At 50.1% G+C, this 20,948-nt stretch carries 24 protein-coding genes; 14 read left to right on the forward strand and 10 right to left on the reverse strand.

What is annotated here, in order from left to right; translation table 11 throughout:
* Positions 1-141 precede the first annotated feature (141 nt).
* From LCH85_04695 to LCH85_04715, 5 genes are read left to right on the forward strand one after another with little or no spacing between them, the layout of a single operon-like run.
* Positions 142-1,134 (forward strand): ABC transporter ATP-binding protein, encoded by a 993-nt coding sequence (locus tag LCH85_04695; GenBank protein ID MCA0351273.1) that lies wholly within the window; start codon positions 142-144, stop codon positions 1,132-1,134.
* The gene (locus LCH85_04700; protein ID MCA0351274.1) at positions 1,127-2,653 is read left to right on the forward strand and encodes an ABC transporter permease; all 1,527 of its coding nucleotides are present in this window, start codon (positions 1,127-1,129) and stop codon (positions 2,651-2,653) included. The genes LCH85_04695 and LCH85_04700 overlap by 8 nt, the downstream gene beginning before the upstream one ends.
* A gap of 39 nt (positions 2,654-2,692) precedes the next feature.
* The gene (locus LCH85_04705) at positions 2,693-2,944 is read left to right on the forward strand and encodes a hypothetical protein (GenBank protein MCA0351275.1); all 252 of its coding nucleotides are present in this window, start codon (positions 2,693-2,695) and stop codon (positions 2,942-2,944) included.
* A gap of 14 nt (positions 2,945-2,958) precedes the next feature.
* Positions 2,959-3,648 carry a rhomboid family intramembrane serine protease gene (locus LCH85_04710; GenBank protein ID MCA0351276.1) on the forward strand — a complete coding sequence of 230 codons (690 nt, stop codon included), beginning with the start codon at positions 2,959-2,961 and terminating at the stop codon, positions 3,646-3,648.
* 20 nt (positions 3,649-3,668) lie between these two features.
* Entirely contained in the window at positions 3,669-4,031 is a 363-nt protein-coding gene (locus LCH85_04715; GenBank protein ID MCA0351277.1) for a hypothetical protein, read from the forward strand.
* A gap of 54 nt (positions 4,032-4,085) precedes the next feature.
* On the opposite strand, the gene LCH85_04720 is transcribed toward LCH85_04715, so the two are convergent.
* Positions 4,086-4,703 (reverse strand): TetR/AcrR family transcriptional regulator, encoded by a 618-nt coding sequence (locus LCH85_04720; GenBank protein MCA0351278.1) that lies wholly within the window; start codon positions 4,701-4,703, stop codon positions 4,086-4,088.
* 128 nt (positions 4,704-4,831) lie between these two features.
* On the opposite strand from LCH85_04720, the gene LCH85_04725 reads away from it, so the two are divergent.
* The 4 genes from LCH85_04725 to LCH85_04740 all read left to right on the forward strand — a co-directional run bounded on the left by LCH85_04725 (position 4,832) and on the right by LCH85_04740 (position 7,196).
* A complete protein-coding gene (locus tag LCH85_04725; protein MCA0351279.1) occupies positions 4,832-5,707 on the forward strand; it encodes an alpha/beta hydrolase in 876 nt (291 codons plus the stop codon).
* A gap of 64 nt (positions 5,708-5,771) precedes the next feature.
* On the forward strand, positions 5,772-6,068 hold the full coding sequence (locus LCH85_04730) for a hypothetical protein (protein ID MCA0351280.1): 297 nt from the start codon (positions 5,772-5,774) through the stop codon (positions 6,066-6,068).
* A gap of 48 nt (positions 6,069-6,116) precedes the next feature.
* A complete protein-coding gene (locus LCH85_04735) occupies positions 6,117-6,794 on the forward strand; it encodes a class I SAM-dependent methyltransferase (protein ID MCA0351281.1) in 678 nt (225 codons plus the stop codon).
* 78 nt (positions 6,795-6,872) lie between these two features.
* Complete coding sequence (locus LCH85_04740) at positions 6,873-7,196, forward strand: hypothetical protein (GenBank protein MCA0351282.1); 324 nt, start codon at positions 6,873-6,875, stop codon at positions 7,194-7,196.
* A 75-nt stretch (positions 7,197-7,271) separates the two neighbouring features.
* Here LCH85_04740 and LCH85_04745 read toward each other — a convergent pair whose 3' ends face one another.
* Entirely contained in the window at positions 7,272-8,066 is a 795-nt protein-coding gene (locus LCH85_04745) for a hypothetical protein (protein ID MCA0351283.1), read from the reverse strand.
* A 95-nt stretch (positions 8,067-8,161) separates the two neighbouring features.
* Here LCH85_04745 and LCH85_04750 point away from each other — a divergent pair, with 95 nt between their 5' ends.
* The 4 genes from LCH85_04750 to LCH85_04765 all read left to right on the forward strand — a co-directional run bounded on the left by LCH85_04750 (position 8,162) and on the right by LCH85_04765 (position 10,018).
* Positions 8,162-8,338, forward strand: a complete 177-nt coding sequence (locus tag LCH85_04750) for a hypothetical protein (protein ID MCA0351284.1) — start codon at positions 8,162-8,164, stop codon at positions 8,336-8,338.
* 19 nt (positions 8,339-8,357) lie between these two features.
* Positions 8,358-8,648: an Asp-tRNA(Asn)/Glu-tRNA(Gln) amidotransferase subunit GatC gene (gene gatC, locus LCH85_04755; protein ID MCA0351285.1), complete on the forward strand. Its 291-nt coding sequence runs from the start codon at positions 8,358-8,360 to the stop codon at positions 8,646-8,648.
* A 71-nt stretch (positions 8,649-8,719) separates the two neighbouring features.
* The gene (locus LCH85_04760) at positions 8,720-9,355 is read left to right on the forward strand and encodes a LysE family translocator (GenBank protein ID MCA0351286.1); all 636 of its coding nucleotides are present in this window, start codon (positions 8,720-8,722) and stop codon (positions 9,353-9,355) included.
* A 75-nt stretch (positions 9,356-9,430) separates the two neighbouring features.
* Positions 9,431-10,018 (forward strand): hypothetical protein, encoded by a 588-nt coding sequence (locus LCH85_04765; protein ID MCA0351287.1) that lies wholly within the window; start codon positions 9,431-9,433, stop codon positions 10,016-10,018.
* Positions 10,019-10,079: 61 nt separating this feature from the next.
* Here LCH85_04765 and tdh read toward each other — a convergent pair whose 3' ends face one another.
* From tdh to LCH85_04780, 3 genes are read right to left on the reverse strand one after another with little or no spacing between them, the layout of a single operon-like run.
* Positions 10,080-11,144, reverse strand: a complete 1,065-nt coding sequence (gene tdh, locus LCH85_04770) for an L-threonine 3-dehydrogenase (protein MCA0351288.1) — start codon at positions 11,142-11,144, stop codon at positions 10,080-10,082.
* 53 nt (positions 11,145-11,197) lie between these two features.
* Positions 11,198-11,704 (reverse strand): CvpA family protein, encoded by a 507-nt coding sequence (locus LCH85_04775; protein ID MCA0351289.1) that lies wholly within the window; start codon positions 11,702-11,704, stop codon positions 11,198-11,200.
* Between the two features lie 20 nt (positions 11,705-11,724).
* Complete coding sequence (locus LCH85_04780; protein ID MCA0351290.1) at positions 11,725-13,191, reverse strand: phosphoglucomutase/phosphomannomutase family protein; 1,467 nt, start codon at positions 13,189-13,191, stop codon at positions 11,725-11,727.
* 249 nt (positions 13,192-13,440) lie between these two features.
* Between LCH85_04780 and LCH85_04785 the strand changes: the two genes are divergently transcribed.
* Positions 13,441-14,706: a hypothetical protein gene (locus LCH85_04785; protein MCA0351291.1), complete on the forward strand. Its 1,266-nt coding sequence runs from the start codon at positions 13,441-13,443 to the stop codon at positions 14,704-14,706.
* A 49-nt stretch (positions 14,707-14,755) separates the two neighbouring features.
* Here the strand turns inward: LCH85_04785 and LCH85_04790 are convergent, their stop codons facing one another.
* The 5 genes from LCH85_04790 to metE form a co-directional block, all read right to left on the reverse strand.
* Positions 14,756-16,084, reverse strand: a complete 1,329-nt coding sequence (locus tag LCH85_04790; GenBank protein ID MCA0351292.1) for an aspartate aminotransferase family protein — start codon at positions 16,082-16,084, stop codon at positions 14,756-14,758.
* An 86-nt stretch (positions 16,085-16,170) separates the two neighbouring features.
* Entirely contained in the window at positions 16,171-16,716 is a 546-nt protein-coding gene (locus LCH85_04795; GenBank protein MCA0351293.1) for a hypothetical protein, read from the reverse strand.
* Between the two features lie 135 nt (positions 16,717-16,851).
* Entirely contained in the window at positions 16,852-17,613 is a 762-nt protein-coding gene (locus tag LCH85_04800; protein MCA0351294.1) for a Nif3-like dinuclear metal center hexameric protein, read from the reverse strand.
* Between the two features lie 8 nt (positions 17,614-17,621).
* On the reverse strand, positions 17,622-18,509 hold the full coding sequence (locus LCH85_04805) for a tellurium resistance protein TerC (GenBank protein ID MCA0351295.1): 888 nt from the start codon (positions 18,507-18,509) through the stop codon (positions 17,622-17,624).
* 191 nt (positions 18,510-18,700) lie between these two features.
* Positions 18,701-20,947, reverse strand: a complete 2,247-nt coding sequence (gene metE, locus LCH85_04810; GenBank protein MCA0351296.1) for a 5-methyltetrahydropteroyltriglutamate--homocysteine S-methyltransferase — start codon at positions 20,945-20,947, stop codon at positions 18,701-18,703.
* Position 20,948 lies beyond the last annotated feature (1 nt).

The raw sequence follows: 20,948 nt of genomic DNA on the forward strand, positions 1-20,948 counted from the left end.
TTTTGCCTTGACTTGGCTTACATCTTGCTAGAAGCGTGGAGCCTTTTTCAAACTACGGTTGATCGCTACGATACAATAGAGTCAAAGCCGATCAACAAGTTAAGAGCAGTATCGCCGCTTGGTGCAAGGAGCAATGAGCTTATGCAAGCACATGCCGGTCAATCGCTGATTCAACTTCAGCAGGTGACAAAGCGTTTTGGCGATCGCGACGTGGTGCGCGATGTTTCATGGAATATTCAGCCTGGCGAGATTTTTGGCATCGTCGGGCCATCGGGCTGTGGTAAAACCACCACAGTGCGCTTGATGACGGGCGTTTATATCCCAACAACTGGCTCAGTCAGCGTATTGGGCAAAAATCCCGCCACATTCAATGCCCGCGATCGCGAGCAACTGGGTTATATGCCGCAACTCTTCGTACTATACCCCAACCTGAATGTGATTGAAAATATGCGCTTTGCCGCTTCGATGTATGGCGTTTCGCTAACCAAGCGTCGTAAACGGATCGACGAATTATTGAACTTTGTCGAGCTGGATCAAGCCCGTCGTACATTGGCTGGCAATATTTCGGGCGGGATGCAACGGCGTTTACAATTAGCTGCTGCCTTGGTGCATGAGCCAGAATTATTATTTGTTGATGAGCCAACCGCTGGCATCGATCCAGTGCTGCGTGGCCGCTTCTGGGATCAATTTCAAGAACTCAAGGCTATGGGCAAATCGCTGGTCGTCACCACCCAATATGTCAATGAGGTTGCCTATTGTGATCGGGTGGCCGTGATGCGCGATGGCCAATTATTGCTGGTCGATACGCCCGATGGCTTGCGCCGCCGCGCCTTAGGCAGCGACGTGCTGACAATTCGGGTTGATGCTGATGATCTACGCAGTGCCGTGCGAATTTTGAGCCGCCACCAATTGGTGTTGGGGATTGAACGGCCACACAATGCACCGCTGGGCAGCATGATGGTCTATGTTGACGATGCCAGCACAGCGTTGCCTGAATTGCTGGCCGCCCTCGCCACCGACCCAACCATCGATACCCGCCAAGTTGGCGAATATAACCCACCATTCGACGATATTTTCATCACCTTGATGGAACGGCTTGAGCAACCAGAGACCAAGGAGCAGAGCAATGGTTAAAGATTTAGTGCGCATCTTTGCGTTCTGTGCCAAAGAATTAAATGCAGTGCGGCGACAACCCTTGCTTTTGGTTGGCTTGATCATCGGGCCATTTTTGATTCTCTCGCTGTTTGGGGTCGGCTATCAAGGCGAGCAACCAAAATTGCGCACGGGCATCGTCGTGCCACCAGGCCATCGCGACGATCCCCAAGTAACGGAATTGCTCAAGCGCATCAGCAATACCTTTGTGATCGATCCACAGCGGCATATCTATGAAAGTGAGGAGCCAGCCGTCGCAGCGCTCAACAACGACGAGCTAGATTTGGTCGAAATTTTCCCGCTGGAGATGACCACAGTCTACTCTACGGGCAAGGCAGTTGATATTCGCTTTATCTATAGCGAAGTTGACCCATTGCTACGCTCGTGGATTGAATATCTTTCGTATACCCAAATTAATGAGCTGAACAAAGGCATGTTGTTTAGCGTGGTTGGCCAGAGCCAGCAGCAAATTGGCACATTGCGCGATTATGTCAGCGATGCTCGCCAGCAAATTAGCCAATTGCGCGAACAACTCAACAGCAACAAACGCGACGAAGCTCGCCAAACTATCAAAACATTACGCGAATCGGGAGCTTTGCAATTAATTGCCTTATCGATGACCCAAAATGGAGCCAGCGAAACCAGCAGCTCAACCCAAAGCCTTAGCTCATTCCAAGCCTCGCTCGATAGTCTTGATCGCGATTTGGCCGCAGGCGGAACCTTGGAGCAGCAAGATCAGAAATTAGCGGAACTCGATACACGGCTCGGTGAGCTTGATCAACAGGCTGATCGGGTTCAAGCCATCGATCCGGCAGTCGTTGTTTCGCCATTACGCTCGGTTGCCAACAATCTTGCGCCAATCGAAAGCCTTGGCGATATCACCAAAGATCCCGCGACGGCCTATGTACGTTTTTATACCCCAGCAGTGCTAGCGCTTTTGCTGCAACATATGATGGTGACCTTAGCAGGGTTGTCGCTAGTACGCGAGTTGCAACAAGGCTCACTTGAAATGTTTCGGGTCTCGCCGCTCTCAGCCTTCCAAACCTTGATTGGCAAATATGCCAGTTACACAATTTTGGCAGCAGTGATTGTCAGTGTGTTGGTCTCGTTAATGGTGTTTGGGCTAGGCGTGCCTTTCTACACAGGCCAATTGCTCAATTTCGCCTTATTGACATTTATGCTGACCATCGCCTCGCTAGGTATTGGCTTTTTCATCTCATCGGTGGTCAGCACTGATAGCCAAGCAGTCCAATTCTCGATGTTGGTATTGCTCATGTCGGTTTTCTTTAGCGGCTTCTTCATCTCGCTAAAATCGTTTTTGCCGTTTGTGCAGAATATTGCTCGTGGCTTGCCCGTCACCCATGGCATTGCCAATTATCAACAAATTATGTTGCTCAACCGTGCACCAGCGGCTAGCACCTATATTTGGCTTGGTGGAATAGCCTTGGTATCCTTTTTGCTTAGTTGGTTGATATTCAGTCGTCAATTTCAACGCAAATAGCGACATCGTTTATCAAGCACATAAGTTGGAGGAAACGCAATGCTTGGACATTTCTTCAAAAGTATTTGGATGGCTGCCAAATATTTCCTGTTGGGGCTAGCAACCGCCGCCCTAACTGCGCCACAAACTGGTGCTGAAAGCCGTCAACTCTTGAAAAAACGCATCTTGGGCTTGTTTGATCAAACGCTGCCAACCACCCCCAGCTCGATCGAACATAGCGACCACGGTGCGGCGGCCCTCGATAAACAAGAATATTGGCAAAATGGTGCTGAAAAGCACGCTGTATTGTAAGGAGGGCTAGCGCTATGTTTCCATTAGGCGACGATAACTCCAAACTACGGCGGCGCGGCTATGTAACCTATGGCCTGATTGCGCTCAATGTGTTGGTATTCTTGTATGAATTTTCATTGGGCAGCGAAAGCCAAGCCTTGCAAGATTTTATTATGACATGGGGCGCAGTACCCGAACGGATTGCTGCTGGCGATGGCCTGATCACCTTATTGACTTCGATGTTTTTGCACGGTGGTTGGGCACACTTAATTGGTAATATGCTGTTTCTGTTTGTTTTTGGCGATAATGTTGAAGATGCCTTTGGCCATGTCAAATACTTAGCTTTTTATCTGATTACTGGATTAATCGCTACGGCGGCACACATTCTGCTTAATCTCAATTCAGCTAGCGCTGGAATTCCCAGCGTCGGTGCATCAGGGGCAATTTCGGGTGTGCTCGGAGCCTATATCGTCATGTTTCGCAGCAATTCGGTCAAAGTCTTGCTCGGACGTTTCGTTCAAACGGTTCCTGCTTGGATGATGATTGGTTTGTGGGCAGTGCAGCAATTTATTGCAACGTTTGCCACAATCACCACAACTAGCCAAACCAGCGGCGGTGTCGCCTATGCTGCTCACGCTGGTGGGTTCATCGCTGGGGTTGTGATTGGCTTTGTGCTAAGCCGCATCCAACCAGCTCCGCAATTAGCCCAGCGCCGTAAAGCCTAATTAATTTGGAGGAATTGATAATGAGCAATCACGAAAACAATCATGATGAACGCGGTTTCGGCGAAAAAGCCAAAGATTTTATTCAAAATTTGTTTGATCGCGATGAAACGCCAAATGAGCAACCAACAACCGAAGAATCAAACAAGCCACGCGATCGCGGAATTACTGAATACACCAAAGATTTTGTTAGCAATGTTTTTGGCAATGATCGTGGCTACGAACGGCGTGAAGAAGGCGAAGCGAATACTCCTCACGATCGTGGTATCGTTGAATATACCAAGGATTTCGTGGGCGGCTTAGTTGGTCGTGATCGCGATGAAGATCCAACCAACACCGCAGTTGAAAAAGCTCGCGAGCAAAACGAACGTCAACAAGGCCAATAAATTTAATTGAGCCAAAAAGCAACGCAATCGGTTAGCATCGATTGCGTTGTTTGTTTAATGGTGTAAAAGCAGATCAATCACCTGCACTGCCATTGCTTCGTGCAATGGCTCGCCCGTCACGAGTAAACGCAAGAAAAATGGTCCAATCAACATCTCCAGAAAAATTTGGGCATTAATTGTGGCTGACAATTCGCCGCGAGCGATCGCTCGTTCAACCAATACTGCAAATTGATCGACCCAAATGCCCCAGACTGCTTGACGTGCTTCAGCTGCCTCGGCCAAATTTGAAACGTCAACACAAGCCCGACCAAGTGCTTCACCCTCTGGCGATTGTAAATAGCGTACCAAACTAGGCAAAAAGCTCAAGACATCCTCGCGAAACGAGCCAGTATCAGGGTTTGGCACATGCTGATCAAACAAGGCGAGCACGGTATCCGCCACCAGCATAGCCTTAGTTTTCCAGCGCCGATAAATTGAGGTTTCATGCACACCTGCGCGTTGAGCCACATCGGCGATCCGCAACTGAGCGTAGCCTTGCTCGAACAACAATTCGCCAGTGGCTTGCAACACCGCCGCATGCACCTTAGCACTGCGCCCGCCTGGCCGTTGGCGATGCAACAACGATTGATAAACATTCGGCTCATCAGCCCCCTCAGATGGCTCAGATTTCATGGGTTTGATCCTTCCACAGCTAATGCAAGAGACTTGCATTAAGCCAAAAAATACTCTATATTAAAGCGTAATGCAAGAGAGTTGCGTTTACAGGCGCAATCAATTCATGGCGATAAAGGGAGCATACCATGGATGAATACACGATCAGCGTTCAGGGTACGGTTGGCCAAGAGGCGATTCGGGTTTTGCAACGCAGCACTGGCGCTGAACAATTTATCGCATGGCATGGCATCACTGCCGTTAATCGCTTTTGGTTGTGGGATGCACTTTGGCCGCATGGCGAGGTGCAATTGGTTGGCTTGCCTGGCCATGGAGCCGTTCCCAACCAGCCCAACCAGCAATGGAGCCGCTGGACCCAAGAACACCTGATTGAAACTGGAATTGCCAGCCTCAAAAAGCTCAATAACGGCAAGCCAGCCACGATCATCGGCCACTCAACTGGTGGCTTGATTGCCTTGGGAATTGCCCACCGAGCGCCCGAATTGGTCAAACGCCTGATTGTGCTTTCGCCAGTTGTTTGGTCGGAATTGACTGGGATTGTCAACGTATGGCAACGGTTTGTCGGCCAGCCCAGCTTGCTCAAAGCGATTATTCATAGCTCACTGGGCTTAGGCCGCTGTAGCCATTGGGCTTTTTCCAAATCACTGGTGGCCTTCATTAAAGATCGCCAAGGCTTTTATAGTAATCCCAAAGTGGTAAAAACGATTCGCGATGGCTACGAGCAAATGCAACAAACCCCGATTGCTGGCATCGCAGGCATCACCACCGTGCTCAAACAGGCTGATATTCGTCCGTTGATTATGGCCAAACCAACCACCGTTCCAACGCTAATTGTGCATGGCCAGCATGATCCAATTGTGCCATTTAAACAGGCCCAATGGCTTAAACTCAATATTCCCCACGCCGATCTCTTGGCGATTCCCCATGTTGGCCATTTACCATATGCCGAACAAGAAGCTTATGTCAATAAAGAGGTAATTAATTGGGTCGAAAAAACTGCCTAGCATGCATCCACTTCGCAGGCCATTGGCTATAATACGCTAGATTGAGCAAGCATCAGGAGCGTTTATGCGTTGGCTTATGCGTTTATCGGTGTGGGAATGGATTGCCCTAATTACACTCGTGGGTTGGCTATGGCAACGAATCAGCAGTCGCAGTAGTTATCAAACATCACCGCAACAGCGTTGGTTAATTGATGCTTGCGTCATCATCACCGTATTGGCCTTGCTAGGCAGCGCGATCTGGCAAATTCGCTGGCTGGGTTTAGTGGCATTTGGAGCGGCGGCGCTTGGGCTAGGTTTAGGCATTCGCAATTGGCTTTTGACCTTGCGCGGCTGGTTTGGCAATCTATTTAGTCGCAAATAATTGAGATTTGGCTATAATACAGCAGGTCTTTTATTGGAGATAATCGTTGTGAAGCGCTTTTTGGCTGGCCTGCGCCCTTTGATTCAGCAATTGCCCTATAAATTTCCGCGTGCCTATGATCTGCTGGTGCATCATGGGATTTTTCGCTGGCTGGGCATGGCTGGCTCTGAACAAACTGCCTTAGTCGCCAAAGCCTTGCAACATGAGGGTTGGGCAATCGAAGCGCCAATCGGTACAGGTCGATTAACCATCGATTTATATGCGCAACGCCCCAATTTACAGGTGGTTGGGATCGATTTGGCAATGCCAATGCTGCGAACAGCCCAAGTTGAATTAGCCAAAAAAGGCATTATCAACGTACATTTAATTTGTGCCGACATGACTGCCTTACCTTTTCATGCTGATCAATTCATCCAAATTGTGACATTAAATGGCTTGCAAGTTGTGCCACATGCCGAAACATTAATTGATGAATTATTGCGCGTTGCAGAAGATGGTTGCGCAATTGCAGGCGCTGCCACAGTTGATATTGGGCTAGAGCCACGGGGCGGCGTGCAACGCTTGCTCGTTCGCAGTGGCATAATCAACAAACTGAATCCTGAGCAATTGCACGAAATTATTAGCCTGACTTGGAGCAAACTGAGCGCCAATCGGCGTGGCGCGGTCTACAATTTTCTGCGCCCTCGGCTTGATCGCGCAACCGGCGAGCCAATTGTTAAAGAATAGGCCGTAAGGTTGATAATTTTCCGCTTCCGCTATGGTCAAATAGCGCAATAACCCCAGTTTAGTTGAATTGAGAGGAAGTTGGCCATGATTTTTGGCAAGGACAGCAAGGTAGTAGATACCTTAAAGACTTTTTGGCATGCCTGCCCCGGCTGCAAATTGGGTGTAGCGTTTCATGTTCACATGATCTATGTCTATGTTCATTTGTATTTCATTTTTGGAGCAATTACCAGCCATCAGTATGTTGAAACTTGCCCCAACTGCTTATATCGTCAAGTTGTGCCAAAAGAAGCTTTGCCGCTTGAAATTCGCCAAGGCCGCTATGCCAATATCACTCATCAATATGGTTTAGCAGCTTTGGCCGTATTTATTATTGTAATGGTGTTGATCAACGCGGTTAAGTAATTTTACAATCAGTACTAGCTAAAAAAGGCGCTTGGCTGGATTATAGATCCAACTAAGCGCCTTTTTTAGCTACTATTATGGCAAAATTGGTACAGCAACCACGCGGAAGGTTTGCTCGCCCGATTTTACCAACGTTGGAGCGCCCGCAAAGGCCACAAGTGCAGCGGCTTCGCTATCGGTTACCACATTGCCTTCACGCAACTCAGCCTTGAACGTCCATTCTTGAGCGGTTGCAATTTCTTCAGCGCCTGCTGGCTCCAAGTAAATCGTTGCCCCTTGGGCTTGATAGGGCTTGGTTTCCACTTGCATCAAGGCTTCAACTGTGGTTAAAGCTTTGCGAAATTGGACAAAACGGCGTTGACCATCAGCATTCAGGCCTGAGCGTTGTTCGGCAAAGGCAGCGTAGGCTTGGGCGCTGCACGAACGCTCGGTCAAATTCACGGTCAAGGTTGTTACATTGGCATCTGAGATCATCGGCTCGGGATCGCCCAATGGTGTGTCGAGACAAAAAGCTTGCTCAGCGCCAAGCAGATCGTTCAGCAATTGCTGAATTTGAGTTTCAGTTAATGTGGTTTGTTGCCAAAGCAATTTACTATCTGCATCATAATATTGGTAAATCAGCTCGCCATTACCATACAAGCGAAACTGTGGCACAGACAATAATTTATTGTACAGCGGAGTGACAAAGCCGCCTTCATTGCGCAATTCTACGATAGTTACCGCTGCGCTCGTGTCATATGCAAAGCCACTGGCAACCGGCGGAGTAGCAGTTACGCTCGTTTGGACGGTAGGAACGCTGGTTGCGGTGGTTTGATTACCACAAGCAGCCAAAACTAAAAGGGCAACAATTGCCGTAATTCGTCGAAGCACTGGAAGATTCCTTTCAAATGATTTGTTTATGCTAGACTAACGACAGGTGAATCGTAAAAGTTCCCAGAACGAAATCTGGTACAATCGAGGCAGCAATGGCAAAACCTAAATCGCAGCCAAATCGGCTGGGGTATGCAATCGGTAGTGGAATTTTCAGTGGCATGATGGCAAGTATGGTTGGTTGGGTGCTAAAAATCGATCAACCAGTGCTGATCGTCGTGCTATTGCTCTCGGTCATCGGCGGGGCAATAATGGGCTACCGTTCGCGCTAGTAGTAATTGTGAGGATGCTATGTCGTTAACTCCTGAACAAGTGCGCCAAGTGGCCCACTTAGCTCGTTTGAAATTGAATGAGGATGAGATGGAACGCATGCGCTTGCAGCTTTCCTCGATTCTTGATCATATTGAGATGTTGCAAGAAATTGATGTGACCGATGTGCCCATTACCGCGCAAGTGACCGATTTGACCAACGTCACGCGGGTTGATGCAGTCACATCGAGTTTGCCAGTTGATGCCGCGCTGGCCAACGCACCCGATCGTCAAGGTGATTATTTCCGCGTGAAAGCTGTGTTTGAGGAATAATCGTTAGCTCAAGCCAACCCCTCTCTTGTGAATAAACAGGAGAGGGGCTTTACTTTATATAGGAGCAGCGTATGTTTGATGCTCAGTTAATTGGTTACACGCTCGCCGTCGCCTTATTAACCATCACGCCAGGTGCTGATACGCTGTTGGTTATGCGCAATGTTTTAGCGCGTGGCCGCAAAGCTGGGATGCTGGCGACACTTGGCGTTAGCTCTGGCTTGTTCATCCATGCACTGCTCTCAGGCCTCGGTTTATCGCTGATTTTAACTCGCTCGGCAATGGCATTTAGCGTGGTTAAATGGGCGGGAGCACTCTACTTATGTTATCTTGGGGTGCAATCGCTGCACAGTGCACTCAACCCCAATCAACCGACCAATGAATTAACAAGCACTGCTGAGCCAAGCCTCAACCCATGGCATGCCTACCGCGAAGGCTTAATTACCAACGTCTTGAACCCCAAAGTAGCCCTGTTTTATCTAGCATTCCTACCCCAATTCATTCGCCCGAACGATCCAGTGATGTTGCGCTCATTGCTGTTAACCTCGATTCATTTTGTGCTCGGCATCGTTTGGTTAGGCCTGATTACCTTGAGTTTGGATAAAATGCGCAGTTGGATGCTCAAGCCACGGGTGCGGGCTTGGATCGAAGGCAGTACGGGGCTGATTCTGTTTGGCTTTGGCATCCGCTTGGCGCTATCCAAACGTTAACGCAACAATTCAGAGCTTGCTGCCGTATCATCCACAGCAAACCAAACGGGGGTTTACCCGTTCTAGGAGGTTCTGATGAAAAATCAACGCGATACCATGATGACCGTTGGAACGGTAGTCGTTGTTGTGGTTGCGATCGTATTACTGATTATGATTGCCAATATTGCTGCCAATGTTGTGGGAGCGCTCGTGCCACTGGTTACTGGCAGCTTACTGTTATTTGGCAATCGCACCGAATTGATGAGCTTGTTACGAACTCGTAACTTGGGGCTTAATTCGCTCAATGTGTTGATTGGGATTTCGCTCGTGCTCTTTGGCGCTGGGCAGACGCTCTTTGGTGAGACATTCTTACGAGTTCTGTTCTACATTCCAGCAGTGATCTGTTTAGCTCTAGCAGCTCCGTTAGCCTTTGGCAAAACCGATACTAGCGCAACCTACCGCGCTTGGTGGAATAGCATTCGCAGCAAGGTGCGCCGCAAACCAAGCACGCCTAGCGTGATCAACACCGGTTTTGAGCCAGCGGTCAACAACACGCCGCCAACCAGCCAAGCGCCAAACTACAATCCTGCGCCAAGCCCACAGGCCAATTTCGACCCAATGACCGGCCAGCGCACCGTCAAGCTTGATCCCAACGAGATCAACAACTCTGGCGTTCGCCAATAACTGCAATCTGCTAAAAAGCCAAAACCCCCTGAGACACAATGCCTCAGGGGGTATTTTTTAATTACCAAGCACCATCAAGCCCATGCGGATACAAAGCCACTTTGGCAGCCTCGCCGCGCAGCATCAATTCAAACGCGGTTTCAAATTCTTCCAAGGGCAAGTGATGGGTGATAATCGGACGTAAATCGACTTTATTGCCAGCCACCAAGGCTTGGGTTTGATACCAGGTTTCAAACATTTTGCGGCCTGAAACCCCATATACCGTCGCACCTTTGAAAACCACATGGTTGGCAAGGTCGAAATCGGGTAAACCGTTGGGTGGCAAGCCCAGCAACGAGGCAAAGCCACCATAGCGCAACGAACGAAAGCCCTGATCAATTGCACTAGGATGGCCCGACATTTCGAGCAGCACATCAACGCCTTCGCCTTCGGTCGCTGCCAGCACATGATGCACCACATCGTCGCGTGAATCCAAGGCGTGGGTTGCGCCCATGGTTCGCGCCATTTCTAAGCGCTTGGGGTTGATATCGGTGGCGAAAATTTGCTTGGCTCCTGCTGCATGCGCGATCCCCACTGCAAACAAGCCAATTGGGCCACAACCAGTCACCAAGACATTGCGAGTTGAAAGGTTGGTTGCCAAGGCAGTATGCACCGCATTGCCAAATGGCTCTTGGGCCGCAGCCAACGCAGGCGGCATATTGGGGTCGTTGCGCCAAACATTGACCGCCGGAACCGCAATATATTCAGCAAAACAGCCAGGTCGATCAACCCCAATAATTTCGACGTTGCGACAAATATGGGCTGCACCAGTACGGCACTGGTAGCAATAACCACAGACAATATGAGTTTCGGCAGAGACAAAATCGCCAACTTTGACCATGGTCACATCGCTGCCAACTTCGACCACATCGCCAGCCAATTCATGGCCGAAAATCATCGGCGCTTTGAAGCGGCTTTGCGCCCACGGGTCCCATTTATAAATATGCAAATCGGTGCCACAAATCGTCGAAGCTCGCACCCGAATCAGCACTTCATCACGTTTTGGCTGAGGAATCGGCGCAGTGATCAGCTTGGCTCCAGGAGCTGCCGATGGTTTTTGCACCGCCCGCATCGTATTAGTTGCCATAGTTTGGTCTCCTCGTTGAAACCCATGGACGATCGTTTCTAGTTTGCATTGTTTCACCCAAATAGCATTTGATTCATTGGCACGAAGGTTTCGGGCAGTAGGTTGACAATCACCAACACCACTGGCCCCCAATATTCTGCCAAGGTTGATTGTTGAATTGCATCGATGATCCCGATTTGGGGTAATCCAACGCAGCCTGCCAGGCAAGCTCCAATCAGTACAATCCCTTGTACCAACCCCAACAGCGCTCCAATCACATGATCAGCGCGGCCCAAAAACAACAGCCCAACTTTGAGGCGTAGCCACGTTGCTATCGCACTAACGAGGGCTGTTACTGCCAACAAACTCAGCAAAAACGCAAAAACGCTAATAAAGCCCGGCGCGGTCGCAGGAATCAAGCTGATCAGCAGATCGGTCACGCCTGGATAGATTCGTCCAGCAATCGCAATTGCGGTAATCAGTCCCGCCAATGCTAGCAACTGACGAATAGTGCCCCAGTAGAAACCGAGCACGCTATACCACAGCAATATGCCGATCAAAACCCAATCAAGAATCGTCAAACGCACCTCCTTGGGCTATTTTAGCCAACTGCCACCAGATTGGTCAATTGCTGATTGGCAAATTGTACGCCAGCTTGCAACAAGGCTTGCACTTGCTCAACATTGGCTGCTTCGGCGTAAATGCGCAGCACAGGCTCGGTGCCTGAGGGTCGAATCAAAAGCCAGCTTTGATCGGCTAGCAAATATTTGACTCCATCGCGATCATTAATTGATTGCAAGGCCACCCCAGCAATTTCTTGGGGCGCTTCGGCTTTGAGTGCATGCACTAAATCGGCTTTTTTAAATGGTTGCACTCGCTGATCAATCCGATCATAGGCGAATGGGCCATATTGGTGTTGCAATTCATCAATTAATTCATGCAATGGTTTGCCAGCGCGGGCGACAATTTCGAGCAACAGCAAGCCCATCAAAATGCCATCGCCCTCAGGCACATGGCCCAAAATCGAGATGCCGCCTGATTCTTCGCCACCAATTAACACTGGTTCAGCCAACATCAGATCGCAAATATGGTTGAAGCCCACTGGGGTTTCTTCAACCCGCAAATCGTAGGCCGCCGCCAAGCGATTGACTAGTTGGGTGGTTGAAATCGTTTTGACGACCAAACCGCGTTGACCTTTGGTTTCGATCAAGTGGCGCAAGGCAAGCGCAAAAATTTGATGTGGGCTAACAAACTCGCCACGGGCATCCATCGCCCCAATCCGATCAGCATCGCCATCGGTTGCCAGCCCCAAATCGTAGCCATCGCGGCGAATCATTTCAGCTAAGGGTTGTAAGTTGCGGCCAATTGGCTCAGGGTGTAAGCGACCAAAACCAGGGTTCATATCGCCATGAATTTCGGCTACCATCACGCCCAATTCGCGCAACCAACGGGCAATATAGCCGCGCCCAGCACCATACATTGGGTCGATTGCTACGCGCAACGAGCTACGAGCAATCGCTGAAAAATCAATTAATGTGCGCAAATGGGCCAAATAGGCTGGCAATGGATCAAAACGCACGACCTCACCCGCTTGGGCGGTGGTGTTTTCTTGCCATACTGGCTCAGCATACAAGGCTGCCCGTCCCGATCCTTGCAAATCGCTAATTCGGGCCTCGATTTGCTTCATGGTTGCGGGCAAGGCCGAGCCACCAAAGGCAGCTTTAACTTTAATCCCGTTGTAGCGCGGCGGATTATGGCTGGCGGTAATCATCACACCGCCTTGAGCCGCCAACTGCTTAACTGCAAACGACAAAGCCGGAGTTGGACAATCGGCTTTGCTTAAATAGACTGCCAAACCATTGGCAGCCAACACATTTGAAACTGTAATCGCATAGCGATCGGAAAGAAAGCGCGTATCGAAGCCCACCACCGCTCGCGTTACCTCGCCAGCAGGAGTTTCAGCCAGCAACTGCTCAGCGATTGCTTGGGCCACTAAACGCACATTTTCAAAGGTAAATTCTTCACTGATGACAGCACGCCAGCCATCAGTACCAAAGTGAATTGCCACAGGTTTCGGCTCCTTCATTGGAATTCAATGCCTGTTACACAGACAATTACGCCATTGTACCGCGAATTTAGCACTTGTTGCGATACGAACTTTTAAGCCAAATTTGGGCTTAGGCAGTCGCTTTAGAGGCTATTTTGGCAACGTTGACCAAACCCAGCAAAGCAGGTGGCACACTTTTTGCTTTATAAGCAATCAGGAAATCGAAATAATGATTGTAAACATCAGTTAGGTAACAAAGGAGTTAATTGTATGACAACCACAATTGTAGGTGTATTCAGTTCAGACGCACAAGCTCAAGCTGCTGTTCGCGATTTACAAGCACTTGGTATCACTAATGATGCTATTTCAGTTGTCGCTCGCGATACCAGCCGTGCCGTTGATGCCGATGGTAACTTGGTCACCGTCAGTGACGATCATATGACTGCTGGCGAAGGCTTAACTGTTGGGGCGGTTTGGGGCGGGTTGGTTGGCTTGGCCGCGTTGGCAATTCCAGGCATCGGGCCATTAATTGGCGCAGGCGCGTTGGCCGCAGCCCTAACAGGCGCGGTTGCAGGCGCAGCCACTGGTGGAATCGCCGGAGCATTGATCAACGCTGCCAGCGTTCCCGAAGATCAAGCCTATGTCTATGAAGAACGGGTCAAAGCTGGGAGCACGTTGGTTACAGTTCACGCCGATGACAGCATGTCCGCCCAAGTTCGCAGCACTTTGCGCCAAGCAGGAGCCGAGCGCTTCCAATGGGATACCGATAGCGAGTACGACCAAAGCAACGAGCAAGCCTATGCCGATAGCAGCAAAGTTGGCACTGTCGGCGGTGGTGCTGCTGGCGCAGTAACTGGCGCAAGCATCGGCGCTGCTGGTGGTCCAGTTGGCGCGGTGATCGGCGGGGTAACCGGTGCAGTGGTTGGTGGTGCAATTGGCGCTGCTGGCGATACCGCAGGCGAAAAGTTAGATGATCGCACACTTAACAGCGATTATCCCAATAACACTGCCTACGATACCACCAACGCCTACTCAAGCAATGCCACCTACGATCAAATGAACACGGTTGATGCAACTCGCGAAGCAATTGCTAATCGCGATTACAGCACCACCAACGATACGCCTGTGAGCAATCGGATTGAAAACGCTGTGCGCAATGTGACTACCGATGACCAAGGCCACGATACTTTCCGTGCTGCCGACCAAGCCTACGATAATAGTAGCAAAGTTGGTACTGCTGGCGGTGGCGCTGCTGGCGCGGTAACTGGCGCAGCCATCGGTGCTGCTGGTGGCCCAGTTGGCGCAGTCGTTGGCGGCGTGGTTGGTGGGGTTACTGGCGCAGCAATTGGCGCAGTTGGTGATACCGTTGGAGAACAAGCTGACACCGAAACAGGTGCATTCAGCCATGATAATCAAGCACAATATCGAGGCACCGCCAACGCAGTCGGTGATAAGTTACGCGATGCTGGCAATAGCGTCGAACGTAAACTTGATGCTGATCTCGACCGCGATGGCGATGTAGGTCGCCGGGGCTAAAGCCCAATTCCTCCAGGTGCTTGGGCAGCGGAGCAATCTTGCTCCGCTGCTATTTTTGCTGTGCAGCAACCGTCATCAAGGCTTGTTGCAACACACTCAACCCATATTCAACTTGAGCTTGATCGAGGATAAACGGCGGCGTAAGGCTCAGCACATTGCCATGCATCCCGCCACCAAGCACTAAAACTCCTTGGGCTTGGCACAAACTCACCACCTGCATAACTGCTGCGGGATTTGGCGTAACGCCATCAGCTTGCACCAACTCTAGCCCGATCATCAAGCCACGCCCGCGCACATCGCCGACCAAGGCACAGTTTTCAGCAATCGTCCCTAAGCCGCGCAGTAAGTTTTGGCTTAATTGATTAACTTGATCTAATGTATTATGTTCGGTTAATACGCGAATTGCGGCGGCAGCCCCAGCGCATGCCAAGGGATGACCCATAAATGTGCCAGTATGTAAGGGTTCGCCATTGACCTGCCAATGGGCCATATGTTCAGCGCGGCCAACGCAGGCGGCAATTTGCAAACCACCAGTCATACCCTTTCCCATACAAATCAAATCTGGCTCAATCCCATCGTGATTCACGCCCCACCACTTGCCAGTTCGGCCCCAACCAGTAAAAATTTCATCAGCAATCAACAAGATTTCGTATTGATCACACAGTTGGCGCAGGCCGTGCAACCAGCCATCAGGCGGCACAATTTCGCCTTCCCGGCCTTGGACTGGCTCGACAATCAATGCCCCAATTGGGCTAGCACTGGTTTTGATTGCATGCTCAGTAGTGGTTAATGCCCAATCCAAGCAATCGCCAGCTTCACGCCAACGAAATGGATAGGGATACGGCGCACGTTGAATGTGGCTCGATAATTGCGGCAAGAATGGTTGGCGAAAATCAGCCCGATTGGTTGCCGCCAATGCCCCATAACTCAAGCCATGATAACCACCCGTAAACGCAACAATCCCAGGTTTTTGAGTTGCAAGCATGGCGGTTTTGAGGGCAATTTCGATACTTTCAGCTCCACCGCCCGCCAAAAACACCCGTCCATCTGCAATTGGAGCATGCTGCTTAATTAATTGAACCAACTCGATCCGCGCTTCATGGGCAAATACATCGCCCATCCCATGAATCAGGCGTTCGCTTTGAGCTTGAATCGCCGCCAACACTGCTGGATGGCGATGGCCAATCCCAACCACACCAAAGGCTGCCGCAAAATCAAGATAACGATTGCCATCAACATCAGTCACCAACGCACCTTCGGCCTCGGCCCAAACAATGCCGCCAGGCAAGGTTAAACTCGGTGCTTCACTGGCCGCCAATTGCGCTAAGAGTGCTTGGCTACGTGGCCCAGGCACAGCACTCACAATTTTGGGTAACATTAGCTATTCCATTCTCAACTATGTTCAGGATCAAAAAACCCATGGCTGCCAAAGCAACCATGGGTATTGTAGCAAGCTTCAAGTTTTTACAAACGAGCGCCGCATTCAGGGCAGAACACCGCTTGACCAGCCACTTTAAAGCCACAACTTGGACACAACCGCTCGATCGGAATCGCGCCGCTATCAACTGGTGGCACAGCAGGAACTTCACTTGGCGGTGCATAGCTCGTTGGTGGCACATAATTTTGGGCCTCAACTGGCGGCGCATATGGTGCTGGTTGCGATGGCACTGATGGCGCATATGGCTGAGGATAGGCTGGTGGTGGCGGGGTTTGCACTGCCACAAATTGCTCGTTTTGGGCACGCTCTAATTCAGCTTGAGCTGAAGTCAAACGCGCTTGTAAATCGTTGATTAAATTGACCAAGCTCGTAACTTCGGGCGCAGTCAATACACCTTGTTGGTGCAGTTCGTAGGCGCGTTGGCCCAACAACCCATAATTCGTGGCAATTTGCTGCTGCATATCGCCAATATCGCTGCGAACGCGACTAGTACGTTGTAATTTGTCGGCCTCGAACTTGGCGCGATCAACACCTTGCGAGAGTGTTCCTTTAAGATTGTCGAGAAATCCCATATATTCCTCCTACAATAGCCTGGAAACCATGGCTACACGCCTATTCTAGCGGAAATACAGCTCAAATGCTACCTTCCGCAAGCCTTGGGCCATGGGTTGGTTTAACGTTGCCAAATGCTCACAAGTTGCAGCAGCTTAGACCCCAGTTGGCACATCAACAAAGAAGGTTTTTACCCGAAAAGTTTGCTCTAGATGTGCGCCCAATGCCTTAACGCCCAACGTTTCAGTATGATAATGGCCAGCGCAAATCAAGGGCATATCGGCCTCGATCGAGGGAAAAACCGCTGCATAATTAGTTTCGCCAGTCAGCAAGGCATCGCAGCCATCACGCAGCGCTTGCTCCAATTCGCTGGCTCCATCGCCCGAAACCACCCCAACCCGTTTAATGCCACGCGGGGTTTGACCCCAAACTTTGATCTCGTTTTCGGGAATTGCCAAGGTGCTTTTGACATGGGCAACTAAGCCTTCAATACTCAATGGCGTGGTTAGTTGGCCAATAAAGCCCAACATTTGGCCACGATAATCGCCAAATGGCTGAACCATTTCCCAACCTAGAAGCTTGAGTAATTGGGCATTATTGCCAACTTCGCCATGAGCATCAAGCGGCAAATGCGAGGTATACAGCGAACAATCAGCCGCCATCAAGCGTTTGATTCGGCGGCCAAGCCAACCAACCAAAGGCTGAGCATTGCCCCAAAATAAGCCATGATGGGTCAGCAACAAATCGGCGTTGCCAGCAATTGCCGCTTCAATCGCCTGCAACGAAGCATCAACCGCCAGCGCGATGGTTTTAACCTCGTCGCGCCCTTCAACTTGCAAGCCATTTAAACTTGCATCGCGAAATTTGGCGGTTTGCAAATAGCCATCCAAATAGCGCACCAACTCTGTTAGTTGCATGATTGCTCCTATTCGCCTTGGATTCGAGCAGCAACCCGTTGGCGAAATGGCGCAATCAACAAGCCAAACAACCAACGAATTGGCCATAATAGCCAGCCAACCACAGTATCAAGGACTGAAGCCAATGGCAAGCCTAGCCGCAAAAATTGTTTGAGTGGCTTCAAGAATGGTAAGCGCGAAAGCCCAACGGTCAACGCTAAAATCGTCATCGAAATTGCAAATTTCAGTCCATGTGGCGTTTCAAGATGCCAAACAATCTTAATCACCGATTCAGTACCAATTGCTAGCAACAAGGCAAACGCGGCATGTTCAAGGTTTGGTTCCCATTCAATCAAGCTAGTGAAGATTTGGGCTGCGAACCGCATCACCAAAATCCCAATTGCTACGCCTAAGCCAATCACCCAAAAGCGCTTTTGCGGATCAGCATTCACCGCCACGACCACATTATCGAGGCTAAAGGCAAGGTCGATCATTTCAATAATCAAGACGGTTTGCCAAAAACCAGTGACTCGTTGCTTGGTCTCACCATGTTCAACTTCTTGATCACGGCGATGCACATGGGCAAAGTGATTGACACTCAACCAAACCAAATAGCCTGAGCCAATCGCCAAAACCCATGGATTTTCGGTAATAATAAAGGCCACCGCCAACATTAAGCCACGCCCAACATAGGCTCCAATCAAGCCAACTTTTAATGCAGCCGCTTGTTGCATCCCCAAAAAGCGCTCGCCATGGCCCTGCATCCATTGCAGCCATTTAGGCCATGGAATCGGCTGATCTTGCGGCAAATGCGCCACCATCGCGCCTAATACTGCGGCATTATCGATCGAAAGAATCCCTTCGAGAAACACTAAAAGAAACACAATTTGCAGAATATCAAAAATGTCTTGCCACACGTCGTCGGTATCCTTTCATGATAACTAGTCGTTCAACTAAGCTTAATTATACGTCACCTGAACGAATTCGATATGAATAGAATGTTGATTATTGATTAACCAACATAGCCCTAAAACCAAAGATGCCAGCGAAGGCTAGCATCTTCGTTCGTACACGTTGATCAGGTCGGATTGATCAAAAATACGTTAATTTAGCTGATTTGGTTACGCACTTGTTTGGTGGCGGTGACCATGACTTGCAGTGCTGCCGCAACCTCGGCATAGGTGCGAGTTTTCAAGCCACAATCAGGGTTGATCCACAGTTGTTCGGCGGGCAGATAGTTGAGCAATTGCTGCATTCGCGCAACCAATTGTTCAACTGTTGGAATATTCGGGCTGTGAATATCATACACGCCAGGCCCAATTTGTTGGGTGTAGCGGCCTTCTAAGCCAGCCAACAGCGAGCCAGCACTGCGGGCATCTTCAATGCTAATCACATCAGCATCAAGCGCGGCAATTGCGACAATAATGTCGTTGAAATCGCTGTAGCACATATGAGTATGAATTTGGGTGCTCGGTTTGGCCTCACTGGTCGCAATTCGAAAAGCTCGCACCGCCCAATCAAGGTAGTTTTGCCAATCGTTACGGCGTAACGGCAAGCCCTCGCGGAAGGCAGGTTCATCAATTTGAATGATGTTAATGCCTGCTGACTCTAAATCAGCTACTTCATCGCGCAAGGCTAAGCCAATTTGAGCAGCAACGGCGCTACGCGGCAAATCATCGCGCACAAAGCTCCATTGCAACATCGTCACTGGCCCAGTCAACATGCCCTTAACAGGTCGCTTGGTCAGCGATTGAGCATAGGCAGTTTCGGCAACGCTCAAAGCCGCCGCGCGATAAACATCGCCAGCAATTACTGGCGGTCGCACACAGCGACTACCATAACTTTGCACCCAGCCTTCTTGAGTGGCTACGTAACCGGCCAAATGTTCGGCAAAAAATTGCACCATATCGTTGCGCTCTGGCTCACCATGCACCAACACATCAAGTTCCCATTGCTCTTGCAAGTCAATCACATGGGCGATTTCGGTATTGATTGTTTCGGCATAGCCAGTTGGGTTGCGCTTGGCTTCGGCGCGGGCTTTGCGCAAGGCCGCAGTTTGTGGGAACGAGCCAATGGTGGTGGTTGGCAACAGTGGCAAGTTCAATTTGGCTTGTTGCAATGGCACACGTTCAGCATAGGCCAAACGCGCTGGCGTTTCAGCACCCAAGGCAGCGCTACGCTCACGCACCGCTGGCACAATTCGGCCAACGCCATCAAGCCATTGCTGACGCGAGGCCAGCGCTGCATCCCAGGTTGGTTGCACGCTTGCAATGCCAGCGCGCAAGGCATTAGCTAATAATTCCAATTCGGCCAAACGTTCTTGAGCAAAAGCTAAACCACTGCTGACCGCAACAGGCAAATTACGTTCAGCAGTCACAGTTTCGGGCAAGTGCAGCAACGAGCATGAGCTGCTTAAAATCAAGCGTTCTGACGCAACAAATTCGCTTAATCCAGTAATTTTGGCATGCAAATCGGCTAAATCGCTCCGCCAAACGTTGCGCCCATTGACCACCCCAGCAACTAAAATTTTATCCTGCGGAAAGCCATGATATTGAATCGCAGCCCAATTGGCTTGGCCTTGCACCAAATCCAAGCCTAAGCCATGGATTGGTAAGCGACACAGTTCGCGATACCACGGCGTAACATCACCATAATAGGTTTGCACCACGATCTTGCCGTGCTTGCTCAACTCGCGATAGCAGGCGGCAAAGGCTTGCCATTCTTCTTCAGTCACATCGCCAACCAAAGCAGGCTCGTCACATTGAATAAATGCCACATCACAATCATTCAATTCGCGCACAATTTGCGCATAGATTGGGGTTAATTGCTGTAGCTGTTGGGCTAATTCGGCTCCCGCCAAGCGAGCCAAGCGCAAGAATGTCCACGGGCCAAGTAGCACTGGGCGAGCCTTTGCCCCAACCACATTCTGGGCAAAACGCACGTGTTCCAGCACCAAATTGGCTTGGAGTTCCCAGCGTTCAGGAATTTCCGGCACTAAATAATGATAGTTTGTATCAAACCATTTGGTCATTTCCAAAGCTGGCAGGCCATCGCGGCCTCGCGCCAGCGCAAAATAGCCCTGTAAATTATTAATGTCAACCTTGCCAAAGCGCGCTGGCACGGCTCCCAACATCAGCGCCGTATCCAATACATGGTCGTACAAACTAAAATCGCCAACTGGCACCAGATCCAAGCGCTGGGCTTGGATCGCCAACCGATCGTGGCGTAATTCGTTAATCGCTGCCCTAAAACCAGCCTCATCAACTTTGCCGCTCCAAAAGCGTTCTAAGGCCTGCTTGTATGGGCGGCCAACGCCAACCCGTGGATAACCCACAACTGTTGTTTGAAAATTCATG

It is taken from the genome of Chloroflexota bacterium (genome assembly GCA_020161265.1).
Taxonomy (GTDB): domain Bacteria; phylum Chloroflexota; class Chloroflexia; order Chloroflexales; family Herpetosiphonaceae; genus Herpetosiphon.

Bases quoted from the DNA above. Each gene is read 5' to 3' on its own strand.
- LCH85_04695 (MCA0351273.1), top strand. From the start codon at position 142: ATGCAAGCACATGCCGGTCAATCGCTGATTCAACTTCAGCAGGTGACA.
- LCH85_04700 (MCA0351274.1), top strand. From the start codon at position 1,127: ATGGTTAAAGATTTAGTGCGCATCTTTGCGTTCTGTGCCAAAGAATTA.
- LCH85_04705 (MCA0351275.1), top strand. From the start codon at position 2,693: ATGCTTGGACATTTCTTCAAAAGTATTTGGATGGCTGCCAAATATTTC.
- LCH85_04710 (MCA0351276.1), top strand. From the start codon at position 2,959: ATGTTTCCATTAGGCGACGATAACTCCAAACTACGGCGGCGCGGCTAT.
- LCH85_04715 (MCA0351277.1), top strand. From the start codon at position 3,669: ATGAGCAATCACGAAAACAATCATGATGAACGCGGTTTCGGCGAAAAA.
- LCH85_04720 (MCA0351278.1), bottom strand. From the start codon at position 4,703: ATGAAATCTGAGCCATCTGAGGGGGCTGATGAGCCGAATGTTTATCAA.
- LCH85_04725 (MCA0351279.1), top strand. From the start codon at position 4,832: ATGGATGAATACACGATCAGCGTTCAGGGTACGGTTGGCCAAGAGGCG.
- LCH85_04730 (MCA0351280.1), top strand. From the start codon at position 5,772: ATGCGTTGGCTTATGCGTTTATCGGTGTGGGAATGGATTGCCCTAATT.
- LCH85_04750 (MCA0351284.1), top strand. From the start codon at position 8,162: ATGGCAAAACCTAAATCGCAGCCAAATCGGCTGGGGTATGCAATCGGT.
- gatC (MCA0351285.1), top strand. From the start codon at position 8,358: ATGTCGTTAACTCCTGAACAAGTGCGCCAAGTGGCCCACTTAGCTCGT.
- LCH85_04760 (MCA0351286.1), top strand. From the start codon at position 8,720: ATGTTTGATGCTCAGTTAATTGGTTACACGCTCGCCGTCGCCTTATTA.
- LCH85_04765 (MCA0351287.1), top strand. From the start codon at position 9,431: ATGAAAAATCAACGCGATACCATGATGACCGTTGGAACGGTAGTCGTT.
- tdh (MCA0351288.1), bottom strand. From the start codon at position 11,144: ATGGCAACTAATACGATGCGGGCGGTGCAAAAACCATCGGCAGCTCCT.
- LCH85_04785 (MCA0351291.1), top strand. From the start codon at position 13,441: ATGACAACCACAATTGTAGGTGTATTCAGTTCAGACGCACAAGCTCAA.
- LCH85_04790 (MCA0351292.1), bottom strand. From the start codon at position 16,084: ATGTTACCCAAAATTGTGAGTGCTGTGCCTGGGCCACGTAGCCAAGCA.
- LCH85_04795 (MCA0351293.1), bottom strand. From the start codon at position 16,716: ATGGGATTTCTCGACAATCTTAAAGGAACACTCTCGCAAGGTGTTGAT.
- LCH85_04800 (MCA0351294.1), bottom strand. From the start codon at position 17,613: ATGCAACTAACAGAGTTGGTGCGCTATTTGGATGGCTATTTGCAAACC.
- metE (MCA0351296.1), bottom strand. From the start codon at position 20,947: ATGAATTTTCAAACAACAGTTGTGGGTTATCCACGGGTTGGCGTTGGC.